This is a genomic window from Bradyrhizobium manausense (genome assembly GCF_018129685.1).
In the GTDB taxonomy this organism is placed as follows: domain Bacteria; phylum Pseudomonadota; class Alphaproteobacteria; order Rhizobiales; family Xanthobacteraceae; genus Bradyrhizobium; species Bradyrhizobium manausense_D.
The window spans coordinates 84142-100963 of the sequence record NZ_JAFCLG010000002.1 but is presented as its reverse complement, the minus strand read 5'-3'; the positions used below and the strand labels follow the sequence as shown (position 1 = coordinate 100963).

The window sequence follows — 16822 nt, the reverse complement described above, 5'->3', positions numbered from 1 at the left end:
TCGACGAAGTGTTTGATTTCGTTGGAGTTATTCCATCGTGGGGTCGCCTCCAGGTAGGGGCCGGAGCCGTCGCGCGTACGTCTTTCGCGCCGCTTTGCCATGCCTGCTGCTGATCGCGCTTGAGAACGCTCCGGCGGCGGCCCAGAGCGTCACGCCCGACCTGTTCAATCCCAACCGCGGCGGCTTCGTCTCGCCTGACACGCTTCCCACGCGCCGCACGGCCGGTGTGCTGCAGGCTCCGTCGGACGCGATCCCGCAGCCGCCGGATCCCAACGACGATCCGCGCAGGAAAAGCGACACACCCGCGGCGTCACGCATCGGTCAGGTCCCAACCTATGGCCTGCCCGCCGCCAACGGCGCGAGCAGTTCCGGCTACGACTCGCTCAATCGCAAGCGCCAGCAGCCCAAGCTCTACCCCGGCCAGCCGAAGCCGAAGAAGGCCGCCGGCCCCGGCTCGCCGGTGCCGCCCGCAACGCCGCCCGTCTCCACGCTTGGTCCGCCGCGCATCGCGCCGCCGCCGTCGGAGACCGCGAACAAGACGCCGGTGCCGCCGGCCATGGCGGGCACTGTGCCCGGCCAGCCGCAGCGCCGTCGCCTCAAGGCCGACGACGACGCTTTCGGCGCGGTCGGCGATTACGCCGGCAGCTTCCTGATCAAGGGCGGGCTCGAACTCTCCACCGGTTACGACACCAACCCCGCGCGCCTGCAAAAGCCGGTCGGCTCGCCGGTCGTTGTCGTCGCGCCTGATCTCCTCGTGATGTCCGATTGGGAACGCCACGCGCTGGTCGCCGATTTGCGCGGCTCGTTCAACGGCTACACCAACAACATGCCGGCGACCATCGACGGCCTTGCCTCGCCGTCGCCTGTCGAGATCAATCGCCCCGATTTCACCGGCCATGTCGACGGCCGCTTCGACGTCGATCGCGATCTCAAGCTGACCTCGCAATTCCGGCTGCGGCTCGCCACCGACAATCCCGGCAGCCCGAACGTGCAGGCCGGCCTGCAAAAATATCCCATCTACGCCACCTATGGCGGCACCTTCGGCTTCGACCAGACCTTCAACCGCTTCCAGGTCGCGGCCGGCGCGACGATCGATCGCACCGCCTATACCGACTCCAAGCTCACCGACGGCTCGACCTTCAGCAACGACGACCGCGACTTCAACCAGTATGGCGGTGTCGGACGATTCTCTTACGACCTGAAGCCGGGCCTGAAGCCCTTCGTCGAGATCCAGGGCGACAACCGCATTCACGACCAGGCCGCCGATCGCAACGGCTATTTGCGCGATTCAACCGGCGGCTACGCCAAGGTCGGCTCGTCCTTCGAGTTCACCCGCATCCTCACCGGCGAAGTCTCGATAGGCTATTCCGCACGCAACTATGTCGATCCGCGCCTCAGCCAGCTCTCGGGCTTCCTGACCTCGGGCTCGCTGATCTGGAACGCGAGCGGGCTGACGACGGTGAAATTCAACACCGACACCCAGATCGCGGAAACCACCATCCCCGGCTCCTCCGGCGTGCTGGTGCACACCTACGCGGCCGAAGTCGACCACGACTTCCGCCGCTGGCTCACGGCGATCGGCAAGTTCACCTACGGCACCTACGACTATCAGGGCCAGAATCGCAACGACAAGACCTACTCGATCGAAGGCGATTTGATCTACAAGCTCAACCGCAACATCTGGATCAAGGGCTCGCTGCGTCACGACATCCTGGACTCGAACCAGCCGGGGTCGAGCTCGCAGGGGACGGTGGTGATGGTCGGGGTGAGGCTGCAGAATTAAAGCGCGTCTTCGTTGCTAATTAGCTAGCTACGGTCCGGCTTTCGCGTGGTCACTGTGATGACTGGCTCTTCGTCTGAAACGACGTCAAGGCATGTCCAGCCGGTGACAAAGCGATAGTGGCGAGCATTGCTGTGAACGAGCTTGAGCGCTTCAGATTGTGACTTCCAGAACGATGAGTCCTCGACCAGATATGCGAAGTGCTCGGCGAGCAGTCCCTCAGACGGCGTATCCTCGGCTTCGGTGCTAAGCGCCATTTCGTCCAAAATTCGAACGACGTGAGTCCTGTCGAACCGAACCGTGATAGCCCGCAATTCGTCCTCCGGAACCGCAAAGTCGGCGCGTATACCCAGGGCTTCCCAAGTCAAGGCGATGAGATCACTCAAGCTCGTCTTGATCGCAAGGGGCTGTTCGATGGCGTGATATTTGGGCATGTGCGGGTCCAGAGGCGCCACTATTTCCGTCGTCATGCCCCGCGAAGGCGGGGCATCCAGTACGCTGCGGCCTATCCGTATACGTTTGACGTCTCTGGAATACTGGATCGCCCGCTTTCGCGGGCGATGACACCTTTCGTAAGTCTGGCAGCGAGCCGAGCAGCTACCGCGGCAGATCCGTCTTCCCCATCAGGAACGTATCGATCGACCTTGCGCACAGCCGGCCTTCACGGATCGCCCACACCACCAGCGACTGGCCGCGGCGCATGTCGCCGGCGGAGAACACGTTCGGGCGCGAAGTCTGGTAGTCGAGCGTGTTGGCCTTGACGTTGCCGCGCGGGTCGAGATCGACGGCAAGCTGCTTCAAGAGGCCCTCGTGCACGGGGTGCACAAAACCCATCGCGAGCAGGACGAGCTCGGCATCGAGCTCGAACTCGGTGCCTTCGATCGGCTTGAACTTGTCGTCGACGCGCACGCAGTGCAGCTTCTTGACCTTTCCGTTCTCGCCGGAAAATTTCTGCGTCAGCACGGCGTATTCGCGGATTGCGCCTTCGGCCTGGCTCGACGACGTTCGCATCTTCAGCGGCCAGTTTGGCCAGGTCAGGCCCTTGTTCTCGCGCTCGGGCGGGGCGGGCATGATCTCGAGCTGGGTCACCGACAGCGCGCCCTGGCGCAGCGAGGTGCCGATGCAGTCCGATCCGGTGTCGCCGCCGCCGATGACGACGACATGCTTGCCGCCGGCGAGAATCTCGGTGACGCCGTTCAGCGGCTCCTCGGAGACGCGGCGGTTCTGCTGCGGCAGGAAATCCATGGCGTAGTGGATGCCGTCGAGCTCGCGGCCGGGGATCGGCAGGTCGCGCGGGGCTTCGGCACCGCCGGTCAGCGCGATGGCGTCGTATTCGTTGAGCATCTCGCGCGGGTCGACATTGCCATCGACACCGACATGGCTGTTGTAGTGGAAGGTGACGCCTTCGCCTTCCATCTGCGCCACGCGGCGGTCGATGATACCCTTCTCCATCTTGAAGTCGGGGATGCCGTAGCGCAGCAGGCCGCCGGCCTTGGCGTACTTCTCGAACAGATGGACGTCGTGTCCGGCGCGCGCGAGCTGCTGCGCGCAGGCCATGCCGGCGGGACCCGAGCCGATCACCGCGACCTTCTTGCCGGTCTTGTGGGCCGCGACCTCAGGCTTCAGCCAGCCATTGTCCCAGGCGCGGTCGACGATCGCGCATTCGATGGTCTTGATGGTGACAGGGTTGTCGTCGATGTTGAGCGTGCAGGACGCTTCGCACGGCGCAGGACAGATGCGGCCGGTGAATTCAGGGAAGTTGTTGGTCGAGTGCAGATTGCGCGAGGCTTCTTCCCAATTGCCCTGATAGACGAGGTCGTTGAAATCGGGGATCTGGTTGTTGACCGGGCAGCCGGGCGTGCCCGGCGCAACCGAGCCGGTGCCGTGGCAATAGGGAATGCCGCAATTCATGCAGCGCGCAGCCTGGTCGCGCGTTTCCTTCTCGCTCAAGGGAACGACGAACTCGTGGAAATGCTTCACGCGCTCGGCGACCGGTGCGTACTTGCGATCGTGCCGTTCGATTTCCAGAAAACCCGTGATCTTGCCCATTAAACCCGAAGTCCCTGCCGCTTAATTCGTTTGTTGCTTCTCGTCGTCATTGCGAGGAGCTCGTGACAAAATTGCTACGCAATTTTGCACTGAAGCGACGAAGCAATCCAGTGTATCCGAGAAGAAAGTCTGGATTGCTTCGCTTCGCTCGCAATGACGGGGTGTGATGCTTTACGCCCCGATCGCGATTTTCGGCTCGGCGTCCGCGTTGGCGGCCAATTCGCGCAGTGCGCGCCGGTACTCGACCGGCATCACCTTGCGGAATTTTGGCAGCCATTCCTTCCAATTGGCAAGGATGTCGGCAGCGCGCTTGGAGCCGGTTGCCTTCGCGTGGCGCGTGATCAGGACGTGCAGCCGCTCGACGTCGGAGGCGAGCAGGTTCTTGAACACGTCGACCCGGCCATGCGCCTCGAGATCGCCGCTGGCGTGATAGGTGTCGGCATTGATCATCTCTTCCGACAGCACCGGTTCGAGCTCGACCATCGCCATGTTGCACAGCTTGTCGAACTCACCGGTCTCGTCGAGCACATAGGCGATGCCGCCGGACATGCCGGCCGCGAAATTGCGTCCGGTCTTGCCGAGCACGACCACGATGCCGCCGGTCATGTATTCGCAGCAATGATCGCCCGCGCCTTCGACGACGGCGACCGCACCCGAGTTGCGCACGGCGAAGCGCTCGCCGGCGACGCCGCGGAAGTAGCACTCGCCCTGAATGGCGCCGTACATCACCGTGTTGCCGACGATGATGCTCTCTTCCGGCACGATGCTGCTGTTGGCCGGCGGCTTGACGATGATCTTGCCGCCGGAAAGGCCCTTGCCGACATAGTCGTTCGCTTCACCCTCGAGCTCGAAAGTGACGCCATTGGCGAGCCACGCACCGAAGGCCTGGCCGGCGGTGCCCTTGAGGCTGACATGGATCGTGTCGTGCGGCAGGCCGGCATGGCCGTAGATCTTGGCGACCGCGCCTGACAGCATCGCGCCCGCGGAGCGGTTGGTGCTGTTGATCGCAGCCTCGATTCTGACCGGCGCGCCGCGGTCGAGCGCGGGCTGCGCCTTCTCGATCAGCGAGCGGTCGAGCACGGCCTCCAGGTGATGGTTCTGGCGCTCGGAGTGATAGATCTTCTGGCCCTTCTCCTCCTTCTGCTTGACGAACAGCTTGGAGAAGTCGAGGCCCTTGGCCTTCCAGTGCGCGACCAGCTTGGTCTGGTCGAGCAGCTGAACCTGGCCGATCATCTCGTTGAAGGTGCGGAAGCCGAGCGAGGCCATGATCTCGCGGACTTCCTCCGCGACGAAGAAGAAGTAGTTGATCACGTGCTCGGGCTGGCCGGTGAAGCGCTTGCGCAGGACGGGGTCCTGCGTGGCGACGCCGACCGGGCAGGTGTTGAGATGGCACTTGCGCATCATGATGCAGCCGGCCGCGATCAAGGGCGCGGTGGCGAAGCCGAACTCGTCGGCGCCCAGAAGTGCGCCGATCACGACGTCACGGCCGGTGCGGAAGCCGCCGTCGACCTGGACTACGATGCGGCTGCGCAGCCGCTCGCGCACCAGCGTCTGGTGGGTTTCGGCAAGGCCAATCTCCCACGGCGAGCCGGCATGCTTGATCGAGGTCAGCGGCGAAGCGCCGGTGCCGCCCTCGAAGCCCGCGATGGTGACATGGTCGGCGCGCGCCTTGGCGACGCCCGCGGCCACCGTGCCGACGCCGATTTCCGAGACCAGCTTGACCGAAACGTCGCCCGTCGGATTGACGTTCTTGAGGTCGTAGATCAGCTGCGCCAGATCCTCGATCGAGTAGATGTCGTGGTGCGGCGGCGGCGAGATCAGCCCGACGCCCGGCGTGGAGTGACGCACCTTGGCGATAACAGCGTCGACCTTGTGGCCGGGCAACTGACCGCCTTCGCCGGGCTTGGCACCCTGTGCCATCTTGATCTGCATCATGTCGGAGTTGACGAGATACTCCGTGGTGACGCCGAAGCGGCCGGAGGCGACCTGCTTGATCGCCGAGCGCATGGAATCGCCGTTCGGCATCGGCTTGAAGCGGTCGGCTTCCTCGCCGCCTTCGCCGGTGTTCGACTTGCCGCCGATCCGGTTCATGGCGATCGCCAAGGTCGTATGCGCCTCGCGCGAGATCGAGCCGAAGCTCATCGCACCGGTGGCGAAACGCCTGACGATGTCCTTGGCCGGCTCGACCTGGTCGAGCGGCACCGGCTTGCGCTTCTCTTCCTCGGCGCTCTTGATCCGGAACAGGCCGCGCAGCGTCAAGAGACGCTCCGACTGCTCGTTGAGGATTTTTGCGAAGGCGCGATAGCGCTCCAGCGAATTGCCGCGGGCGGCATGCTGCAGCAGCGACACCGACTCCGCGGTCCAGGCATGGTCCTCGCCGCGGCTGCGATAGGCGTATTCGCCGCCGACATCGAGCGCGGTCTTGTAGACCAGCGCATCGCCGAATGCGTCGGCGTGGCGGCGCACGGCTTCTTCAGCGATCTCGGCAAGACCGACACCCTCGACACGGGTGTGCGTGCCGGCAAAGAACTTGGCGACGAAATCAGCCTTGAGGCCGACTGCGTCGAAGATCTGCGCGCCGCAATAGGACTGGTAGGTCGAGATGCCCATCTTGGACATCACCTTGAGCAGGCCCTTGCCGATCGACTTGATGTAGCGCTTGACGATCTCGTAATCGTCGAGCGAGCCGGGCAGGCGGTCCTTCATCGCGATGATGGTCTCGAACGCGAGATAGGGGTTGATCGCTTCGGCGCCGTAGCCGGCCAGGCAGGCGAAGTGATGCACTTCGCGCGGCTCACCGGATTCGACGACGAGGCCGACCGAGGTGCGCAGGCCGGTGCGGATCAAATGATGATGCACGGAGGCGCAGGCCAGCAGCGACGGGATCGGAACCCGATCGGTGCCGACCATGCGGTCGGACAGGATGATGATGTTGACGCCCTCGCGCACGGCGGCCTCGGCGCGCGCGCAGAGCTCATCGAGCACCTGGTCCATGCCGGCCGCACCGAGGCCGGCGTGGAAGGTGGTGTCCAGCGTGCGCGACTTGAAGTGGGTGTCTGCAACGTCCGAGATCGAGCGGATCTTCTCCAGATCCGCGTCGGTGAGGATCGGCTGGCGCGCTTCCAGGCGCTTGGTGGTGGCAAGGCCCTGCAGGTCGAACAGGTTCGGCCGGGGGCCGATGATGGAGACGAGGCTCATCACCAGCTCCTCGCGGATCGGGTCGATCGGCGGGTTGGTGACCTGCGCGAAGTTCTGCTTGAAGTAGGTGAACAGCGGCTTGGCCTTGTCCGACAGCGCCGAGATCGGCGTGTCGTTGCCCATCGAGCCCGCGGCTTCCTCACCCGTCGCCGCCATCGGAGTCATCAGGATGGTGATGTCTTCCTGGCTGTAGCCGAACGCCTGCTGGCGATCCAAAAGCGACAAGTTGGAGCGCACGCCCGTTGTCGCCACCTTCGGCAGCTCTTCCAGCACGATCTGGGTCCGCTCCAGCCACTCCTTGTAGGGATGGCTGCGCGCCAGCTCGGCCTTGATCTCGTCGTCAGGGATCAGGCGACCCTGCTCGAGGTCGACCAGCAGCATCTTGCCGGGCTGCAGGCGCCACTTGGTGATGATCTGGTCCTCGGGAATCGTCAGCACGCCCATCTCGGACGCCATCACGATGCGGTCGTCCTTGGTCACGAGATAGCGCGCCGGCCGCAAACCGTTGCGGTCGAGCGTGGCGCCGATCTGACGGCCGTCGGTGAAGGCGATCGCGGCGGGGCCGTCCCACGGCTCCATCAGCGCGGCGTGATACTCGTAGAATGCGCGGCGCTTCTCATCCATCAAGGGATTGCCGGCCCATGCCTCCGGAATCATCATCATGACGGCGTGCGGCAGCGAATAGCCGCCCTGCACCAGGAATTCGAGCGCGTTGTCGAAGCAGGCGGTGTCCGACTGGCCTTCGTAGGAGATCGGCCAGAGCCGGTTGATGTCCTTGCCATAGAGCTCGGAGCTCACCGAAGCCTGGCGCGCCGCCATCCAGTTGGTGTTGCCGCGCAGCGTGTTGATCTCGCCGTTATGCGCGATCATGCGATAGGGATGCGCCAGCGACCAGGCCGGGAAGGTGTTGGTCGAGAAGCGCTGGTGAACGAGCGCGAGCGCGCTCTCAAAATCCTTCTCGTGCAGGTCGCGATAGTACTTGCCGAGCTGGTCGGCGAGGAACATACCCTTGTAGATCACCGTGCGGCAGGACATCGAGCAGGGGTAATAGCCCGCAAGCCCGCGGTCGCGGCGCTGGTAGATCGCCTGCGAGATCGACTTGCGCAGGATGTAGAGCCTGCGCTCGAACTCGTCCTCGGTCTTCGCGGTGCCGTTGCGGCCGATGAACACCTGCATGCAGGCGGGCTCGGTCGGCTTCACGGTGACGCCGAGCGAGGAATTGTCGGTTGGCACGTCGCGCCAGCCGAGCAGCGTCAGGCCTTCCGCCTTGATCTGGTCGGCGATGATGCTCTTGATGACGTTGCGCCAGGCGGTGTCACGCGGCATGAACAGCGCACCAATGGCGTATTCGCCGGGCGCCGGCAGCTCGAACTTGTTCTCCTTGGCCTTGCGGCTGAAGAAGGCGTGCGGGATCTGCACCAGGATGCCGGCACCGTCACCGGCGCGCGGGTCGGCGCCGACGGCGCCGCGATGCTCGAGGTTGCAGAGGATGCTCAGCGCGTCCGAGACGATCTCGTGCGACTTCTTGCCCTTGATGTTGGCGATGAAGCCGACGCCGCAGGAGTCTTTCTCCAGGCTCGGATCGTACAGGCCCTCGGCCGGCGGGCGTGAATTGTGTTCCTGAATCGGATCGGCCGTTTTCGAGGCGACCGTCGCCGACAGCTGTTCTGCCACGATGTTTGCGCGCTCGAATTGCGACCCGTTCATTGTTCCAATCCTCTCCATGCGGCAAGCCGCCTCACCGCCATCTTCGGCGCACCTTGGGCGTTCCGCGGCACCCGCCTCTGGGTCACCGCTCGTCCGCTGCGAGCCGCATTTTCTTAAATTCAGGCCAAGGCGTTCTTCGTCCCCGAGAACGGCTTTTCCTGCTTGCCTTATGGCGCTCGAAAGCACCGACTTTCGTTGCAATCCCTATGCCGGAACCGCAAGCAAAATTGAGACAGTCTTCCTGTCCTAACTGCCACCTTGCCAAATTTTTGTCTACCACACAAGCGTGCGGAAGTCCCGATTGCCGATATGTCAATCAATCGCTTTCCGAAAGTTGCGCGGCCCCGGTTTTGAAGCAAACGCGCCCCGATCCGGCCCAAGCGCCGCCGAAATCCCGGATGAAGCTTCACCTCAGCCCTTCGAAAGGCGCGCCACGCCACAAGAAGCGAAAGAGCGCCGGTCGTTCGGGGCCTGACAGGAGCGTGTCGACCATGAAGTTTTTCACAGGATGTGTGGCTGCTGCCACGCTGGTGCTGGCTGCAACCGCTGCCCAGGCACAGGTACCAGCGCGCGGCATTTCAGGTGGGGCCTTTGTCGCTGTGTCCGATTTCGACGGGCCCTACGCGCCGCCGGTCGCGGCGCCCCCGCCGCGCTATGGATACGGCTACGGCTATGAGGAGCGCGGCCCGGCGCCGGCGCTGCTGCCGCCGACCGAGGTCTATGCGGTGCTGCGCGAGAACGGCTTCTCGCCGCTCGGCATCCCGCGCCTGCGCGGCGCCGTCTACTCCATCGCGGTGATCGACCGCCGTGGCGATGACGGCCGGCTCGTGATCGACGCCCGCGACGGCCGGATCATCCGCTTCATGCCGGTCGCGGACGCCTATGGCATGGCGCCCGCCTATGAGGAGCCGTCGGCTGCGCCTTACCGGCCGCAAAGCGCGCTGCCGCCGCCGACCATGGTCCGCGGTGGCCCGCCGCGCCCGCCGGCCTCGATCCCGCATGTCGCGAGCCGGACCGTTCCGGTGCCGAAAGCGTCGCCGCAGCGGGCCGAGACACCAGTCCCGGCCGCGAAGCCTGCCGAGCCGACGACGCAGCAGGCGGCCGTGCAGGCCAAGCCAGCAGAGGCCGCACCACAGGCAGCCGCGTCAACCGTCGCTCAGGCCAAGCCGGCTCCGACGATTCTGCCGACGCAGGAGATGCCGGCTGCGCAGGGGCTGGATTAAAGCGTGATGTGTTTTGGTTGAATCGATGCGAACCGAGAGCTCAGATCACCTCTCCCCGTCGGGGAGAGGTGATCCCGGACGCCGATCGAACCTGACTCCATCGCGCTTTAGGCCAGAGCAAGACAAGGAGCGCCCGAGGATCTCGGCGTCACAGCGGCGGTGACCCAGTTTCGCGAAGCGTAAAATGCGAAAAACGCCCCGGGGGCACCGGGGCGTCTTCGCAACCTGGAAATCGCTCGAACGGCTTAGGCGGCGACCGAGTTCTCGATCACCTGCGCCTTCGCAGCGCCGGTGTTGATCGCGATCTGGCGCGGCTTCTTGGCTTCGGGAATCTCGCGCACGAGGTCGACATGGAGCAGGCCGTTCTCGAGCGAGGCGTCCTTCACCTGCACGAAATCGGCAAGTTGGAAGGCGCGCTCGAAGGCACGCGCGGCGATGCCGCGATAGAGCACTTCGGCTTTCGAGTTCTCGTTGGCGACTTTTTCGCCCTTGATCGTCAGCGTGTTTTCCTTCGCGACGAGGGAGAGCTCGTCCTTGGAGAAGCCCGAGACCGCAACGGTGATGCGGTAGGCGTTCTCGCCGGTACGCTCGATGTTGTAGGGGGGATAACCGGGGCTGCCGTCAGAGCCTGCCTGGTCGAGCAGGTTGAAGAGGCGGTCGAAGCCGACGGTGGAACGATAGAACGGGGTGAGATCGTAGGTACGCATGGTCAAGTCCTCCATTGAGCGACTGCTTTAACCCGCCCGCCGATCGGGCCGGGCTTTCGTCTGTGTGCAGCCTGATGTTCCGGTTCCGAAACACTGGTAGCGGCCTGCACCATGGTGATATGGGTGAGTCCAGACGGCGTTCAAGAGGGCGGCATTGGCGCCTTTTCGGCGCTCCTGCCCCTTGATTTACAGCTCTTGGATTTACCGCACTTGGATTTACAGAACTTGGCGCCCAAGCACTCCCGATCATGACGCTGGTTTCGATCCCGTCCAACCCCGTTCCCGAAGATGTCGTCAGCGGCACCATCAAGACGCCTGATGGCGTCGAGCTGCGCTTTGCGCGCTGGGCGCCGCCGGCGAACCGCAAGGGCACGGTTTGCGTCTTCACCGGGCGCAGCGAGCAGATCGAGAAATATTTCGAGACGGTGCGCGATCTGCGCGACCGCGGGTTTGCGGTGGCGATGGTCGACTGGCGCGGGCAGGGCCATTCGGCGCGGCGTCTGCGCGATCCGCGCAAGGGCTATGTCCGCAACTTCGCCGATTACGAGATCGACGTCGAGGCATTCGTGCAGCAGGTGGTGCTGCCGGATTGCCCGCCGCCGTTCTTCGCGCTGGCCCATTCGATGGGCGGCGCGGTCCTGCTGAGGCTGGCGCATGCGCAGAAGCGCTGGTTCGACCGCATGGTGCTGTCCGCCCCGATGATCGACCTACCCGGCCGCGCCACCTCGCTTCCTGTCCGGGCGCTGTTGAAGACGATGCGACTGCTGGGGCGGGGCGGCGCTTATGTGCCCGGCGGCAGCGACCAGCTGACCGGGCTGTCGCCCTTCATCAACAATCCGCTGACCAGCGATCCCGTGCGCTATGCGCGCAACGTCGCGATCCTGGAGGAGGACCCGACACTTGGCCTTGCGTCGCCGACGGTGGCCTGGGCCGATACCGCCTTCCGCGCGATGCATACCTTCAAGGGCGTGAACTACCCGTCGCAGATCCGCCAGCCGATCCTGATGCTGGCGGCCTCCAACGACACGGTCGTTTCCACGGCCGCGATCGAGGAGTTCGCCTACCATTTGCGTGCCGGCTCGCATCTGGTGATCGCCGGCTCCAAGCACGAGATTCTCCAGGAGCAGGACCGCTATCGCTCCCAGTTCTGGGCCGCGTTCGACGCGTTCGTGCCGGGCACGCCACTGTTCGGGTAAGAGGCGGTCCGCGAAGGCGGTACGCTCCCTGGCCCCGCTTGCGGGGAGAGGTAAGGCAGCTACAGCGTCTTCAGATATTCGATCAGGTCCTTGCGCTCCTCGTCCTCGAGCAGGCGGCCGACGACGCCGTCCTCGTGTGGCGGCCCCTTGCCCTCGAACGAGTGGCCGAGATTGCTGTTGCCGTATTGCTCGGTGCCGTCAGAGGCGCGCGTCGAGAAGCGCGACTGTCCGGTCTTGCAGCTTTCGCCGTCAGAGACCGCGAAGCCGACCTGCTTCGGATCGTAGTCGCGACCACCGCCCATGCAGAAGGACTTGGGGCGCTCGGCCGCCGGGCTCAGCATCCAGTAGAGCGAGGGCACCGATCCGTTGTGCAGGTAAGGCGCGGTGGCCCACACGCCGTTGAGCGGGCGCGCGCGGTACCATGGCGGCGGCTCCGGCTTGTCGGGCGGCTGCGGACCGGGATTGGGGCAATTCTTGCGCTTGCCCCACCAGTCGTCCTGCTCTTCCGAGCTGATATCGGCGTCCTTCATCGCCTTGCGGCTGACGATGTCGACGATCGCCATCAGGCCGAGCGAATACGGCATGTCGGTCGAAGAAACCTCGGGCAGCTTGCAGTCCCACCACTTGTTGAGGTTCTGCGAGGGATTGAGCTTGAGAAAGCCCGGCACCTGAACCGTGCGCGTCGCCAGCACGCTGGCCTGAGCGTGGTCGGTCCCCATGCCTCTGACGCTTTTCTGCACCTCGTTCAGGAATTTGTCGTCGCCGATGGTCTCCCAGCGGTCCGAGGACCAGATGCTCTTTTCGGGAAATTCGGCGTCGAACACGGGATCGTTGACCGGACCGAGATGGCATTCGACGCAGATTTGCGCGTAAAGCTTGCGGCCGCGCTTGACGCGGTCCTCATCGATCTTCCACGCCGCGTCGCCGAAGATATCCGACGGCCATTTCGGCGACGTCAGTCCCGACAGCTGCTTGTTCGGATAGGGCGCCGAGCCCTTCAGCAGATCCTCGATCCAGTTCAGATTCCTGATGTCCATCGACGAGCGGAACAGCGTGCCCTCCGGCGCATTGGCGGACAGATTGAGCAGCGCGGTCACGCCGAGCGCTTCGCCGGCATTGCGGATCAGCGGCTGTTCGATCGACGCGTCATATTGCGCGAATTTGAGCCAGGGCACGGTCCAGATCGGCGGGAAGCTGACCGGCGCGTCCTTGGCATGCAGATTCTTCTCGAAGCCGCTGAGGCCGCTGAGCGTCATGTCCTGGGCGAAGACCTGATTGCCGATCCGGTTGAGCGCGTCGAGACGGCCGTAGCCTTCCTCGGTGTCCTGCTGCTGCTCGTTCTGCTTCGTCTTCTCGTTGAGCCTTGTCTTGCCCGCGATGGTCTTGTCGTAGGTCGTTTCCCAGTCTTTCAGGAACGTGCCGATCGCACTCAGCTTCTGCTTCAGCGCGTCGCGATCCGCATCGCTGGCGGAGGGGCCGAGCACGCGGTCGGCGAAGCGCGTGAAGCGACCCGGCACGAGGACCGTGTAGGCGATCGACAGGCCGGTCGTGATCTCGAGCTTCCGGAGGTCGGTCATCGCCGGGCCGCCGTCGAACCTGACGTCGATGCCTTTGTAGTGGATCTGGCCGGTGTGGCAGGCGGCGCAAGTCAGGCCGATCCGGTCCTCGCCGACCTTGCCGGTCGCCGGATCAGGCACGCCGGTCATGCGCGCAAAGCCGACGGGCAGGCCGTCGACGTTTTCGGCCTGCGCGCCCCAGTCGACCGGCGGATTCCAAAGTCGAGCGGGCACCGGCTTCGTCTTGTCGTAGACATTGGCGTAGCCGAAGCGGCGCAGCGTCGCTTCGTCTGTGTTGATCGTCTGCGGGCTCGGGATGAAGCCGAAGCGCTGCAGATGGTCGCTGTCGTGCAGCATTCCGGGCTTGGCGAAGAAATGCAGCCGCGGCTGCTCCAGCGCCATGAACCAGCTGTAGGGCACCGGAAAGGTCGCGGTGCCCTGGCTGGCGTGATGAAACCAGTGCCGGTCTTCCAGCGCCCAGTTCTGCTCGAGCCAGTACGCGGCCCGCGCTTCGACCAGTTTCGGCAATGGCGGGGCGACGAGCTGGCCGATGACTCTGGGCAGCATCGGTTGGAATTGATCGGGAAAGCGCAGCGCCACGATGCCGAAGACGAGCAGCGCGGCGATGAGCCCCCCGGCCGCGCGCAAGATCAGCGAGGGCGGGGTCACCGGCTGGCTGACCATCCGCTGGGTGATCCTCTCCGGGAATTTGCGCTCGTTGAACAATGTCCTCACCTCGGCGACGCTGAGATAGCGGTCATCACCCTGACCCTTGCCCATGATCTTGAGCAGGATCGGCCATTCGAACTTCATCAGGAGCGGGTAATACCAGCGCGCTTGATTGCCGGCGCGCTTGAGATTGTCGTCCATGAAGGTCTGGATCTGCGCGGCGTTGAGCCCGGTCTCGGTGCCGCCATCGGGATCGGCATAGAGGCTGCCGAAACTGGCGAGCCGCGCGATCTCGTCCTCGTTGACCTTGCCGTCGACGCCAAGGATGCGCGAGCCGGCACCGAGCTTGTCGAGCGGGCCGCCGCGCAAGCCATTAAGCTGCGCGCCCCAGAAGATGCTTTGCAGGATGTGGCAGGCGCCGTTGGCGATCAGCGCGACGCCGCGGACCTGGATGCGGGCCGAAATCTTCTTCAGCCCGGTCTCGCCGCTTGCATTTGCGATGGTCTGCGACAGCGACCGCAGCGGCACGGTGCCGCCATCGACGAAACCTTCGCCGACGAGACCACGCAGGAACGGGCAGGGATTGTTCGGGGAGACGTCGATCGAAGGATCAAAGGGCTTCTTGCTGGAGTCATCCATCGGCAAAGTCCTGAAACAAACAAATCGCGAAAAGAAGCGCGCCGATCAAGCGCGCAAAGTCCTGACGAACAGCGGAAGCGGCGCGACTTTGCTACTTCAGGCTGTGACGAAGTGTGGCTGATTTCTCTTGGCTGTCAAGAATGCCGCGGTGAGGCCGCAGCGCATGCGCGGCAGAATCCCGCCGTCAGGATTCGGCGGCGCGCCTGAGGTCGCTCTGGACCAAAGTGAGCTTGCTGGCGGGGACGCCCGCCTTCAACAGCCCGTCGCGATAATGCGCGATGTCCTCGGGCCGCTTCCAGTGAAAATTCCGCAAATGGCGGTCGACATTCAAGGTTGGGTAGTTGCTCATCAGCACGCCGGTCGCCTCGGCAGCCTCGGCGGTGCGGCCCAATTGCGCCAGTGCCGCGGCGCGGATTGCCAAGGCCTGCATGTGGTTCGGGTTGACGTAGAGCTGTTCGCGGGCCCAGGACAGCGTCGCGTCGTATTGGCGGACGAGATAGTGGCTGAAGGCGTTCAATGCGGCCCATTGATACCGCGGGTCGCTGTTGTCGCGCTGGGCGGCCATCGAGAACAACTCGATCGCCCGGCGGTGCTCGCCGATGACGAAGTGGCAGATGCCGAGCACGCCGCGCGCACCCATGTCGTAGGGATTGAGCGCGACGGCGCGCTTGGCGGCGTCCATCGCCGCCTCGTCATGGCCTTCCATCGCATGCGCCCAGGACAGGATCGAGAACGCAAAGGACGAACGCGGGTCGAGCCGCACGCTGGTTTCGGCAAGCTGCATCGCCTCCGCCCACATCTCGCGCGTGCCCTTGACCCAGCCGAACTGGATGCTCTGGATCTGGATCGTGGCGAGATAGGCATGCGCGATCGACAGCTTTGGATCGAGCGCGATGGCCTGCCGGAACAGCTCGACAGCGGTGCTCAGGTCTTCCTTGGTCTGCCGGTAATAATGCGACAGGCCTTTCAGGAAGCGGTCCCAGGCCGTGACGTCGTTGGTCGGGCGCGCGGGCGCGGAGGCTTCGGCCCGGACGATCTCGGTGGCGATCGCCGCGGACAGGCTCGTGGTGATCTCGTCCTGCATGGCGAAGAGGTCGCCGATGTCGCGGTCGTAACGGCCGGTCCAGAGCTGCTCGCCGGTCTCCGGCGCGATCAGTTCGGCGGTGACGCGGATCTTGGCGCCGGCGCGCCGCACCGAGCCCTGGATCAGATAGGTGGCGTCGATTTCGCGCGCGATCACGCGGGTGCTCGCATTCTTGCCCTTGAACGCGAAGGTCGAGTTGCGGCTCAGCACCCGGTAGAACGATTGCAGCGACAGCGCGTGGATCAGATCCTCGGTCAGCCCGTCGGAGAAATATTCGTCCTGGGCGTCGCTGAGATTGGCAAACGGCAGCACGCCGACGATCGCGGTCCGCGACTGCTGCGCCGGGGACTCCTTCGCCTCGGGCACCAGCGTCGGCCCGCCGTCGGGATTCCAGGTCCAGACGCCGATCGGATCCTTGATGTTCTTGAAACGATGATGCCCGGCATCGACCAGCGGCACGCTGAGATGCTTGCTCGCTTCCTTGTGGGCCTTGGCCGAGATCGCGAATCCGCCGGGGTTCGCCACCGATTCGAGGCGGACGGCAATGTTGACGTCGTCGCCGAACACCTCGTCCTCGTCGGCGATGACGTCGCCCATGTGGATCCCGAGCCGAAACTGCATGGCGCGGTCGGCGGGCAGGTGGTCGTTGCGCTCGGCCATCAGCGTTTGCATCGCGATCGCGGCTTCAGTGGCACCGACGATCGAGGGGAATTCCAGCAGGAAGCCGTCGCCGGTGTTTTTGACGACACGGCCGCCGTGATTGAGAATGATGGGGTGGATCGCGTTGCGATGGGCCTTGAAGGCGGCATGAGTACCGGCCTCGTCACTGCCCATCATCCGCGAATAGCCGGCGACATCGGCGCAGACAATGGCGGCCAGACGTCTTTCCATATCCTCGGAACTCCAAGGGAGAGGGACTGCCACCGCGTGGCCGTCGCCGCGAATCCCGCATTTCAAGAACCCAGCCCTTATAGAGCAGATGTCGCCAAGCGAAAGTATGATCCGCATTGCAGA

General features: G+C 64.4%; 9 protein-coding genes. 3 read left to right on the top strand and 6 right to left on the bottom strand.

Annotated features, from left to right (window positions below):
• Positions 1–37: 37 nt before the first annotated feature.
• Positions 38–1783, top strand: coding sequence for an outer membrane beta-barrel protein (locus JQ621_RS08055; RefSeq protein WP_212233918.1), 1746 nt, complete (start codon positions 38–40; stop codon positions 1781–1783).
• Between the two features lie 23 nt (positions 1784–1806).
• Here the strand turns inward: JQ621_RS08055 and JQ621_RS35355 are convergent, their stop codons facing one another.
• The 3 genes from JQ621_RS35355 to gltB form a co-directional block, all read right to left on the bottom strand.
• Complete coding sequence (locus tag JQ621_RS35355) at positions 1807–2214, bottom strand: hypothetical protein (protein WP_249124968.1); 408 nt, start codon at positions 2212–2214, stop codon at positions 1807–1809.
• 163 nt (positions 2215–2377) lie between these two features.
• The gene (locus tag JQ621_RS08045) at positions 2378–3829 is read right to left on the bottom strand and encodes a glutamate synthase subunit beta (protein WP_212233917.1); all 1452 of its coding nucleotides are present in this window, start codon (positions 3827–3829) and stop codon (positions 2378–2380) included.
• 171 nt (positions 3830–4000) lie between these two features.
• Positions 4001–8734, bottom strand: a complete 4734-nt coding sequence (gene gltB, locus JQ621_RS08040; RefSeq protein WP_212233916.1) for a glutamate synthase large subunit — start codon at positions 8732–8734, stop codon at positions 4001–4003.
• A 491-nt stretch (positions 8735–9225) separates the two neighbouring features.
• Here gltB and JQ621_RS08035 point away from each other — a divergent pair, with 491 nt between their 5' ends.
• Positions 9226–9957, top strand: a complete 732-nt coding sequence (locus JQ621_RS08035; RefSeq protein ID WP_212233915.1) for a hypothetical protein — start codon at positions 9226–9228, stop codon at positions 9955–9957.
• Between the two features lie 245 nt (positions 9958–10202).
• Here the strand turns inward: JQ621_RS08035 and JQ621_RS08030 are convergent, their stop codons facing one another.
• Positions 10203–10664 carry an Hsp20 family protein gene (locus tag JQ621_RS08030; RefSeq protein WP_212233914.1) on the bottom strand — a complete coding sequence of 154 codons (462 nt, stop codon included), beginning with the start codon at positions 10662–10664 and terminating at the stop codon, positions 10203–10205.
• Positions 10665–10912: 248 nt separating this feature from the next.
• Between JQ621_RS08030 and JQ621_RS08025 the strand changes: the two genes are divergently transcribed.
• Positions 10913–11860, top strand: a complete 948-nt coding sequence (locus JQ621_RS08025) for an alpha/beta fold hydrolase (RefSeq protein WP_212233913.1) — start codon at positions 10913–10915, stop codon at positions 11858–11860.
• A gap of 59 nt (positions 11861–11919) precedes the next feature.
• Here the strand turns inward: JQ621_RS08025 and JQ621_RS08020 are convergent, their stop codons facing one another.
• Positions 11920–14724, bottom strand: coding sequence for a di-heme-cytochrome C peroxidase (locus JQ621_RS08020; RefSeq protein WP_212233912.1), 2805 nt, complete (start codon positions 14722–14724; stop codon positions 11920–11922).
• Positions 14725–14908: 184 nt separating this feature from the next.
• A complete protein-coding gene (locus tag JQ621_RS08015) occupies positions 14909–16699 on the bottom strand; it encodes an adenylate/guanylate cyclase domain-containing protein (RefSeq protein ID WP_212233911.1) in 1791 nt (596 codons plus the stop codon).
• Between the last annotated feature and the right edge of the window lie 123 nt (positions 16700–16822).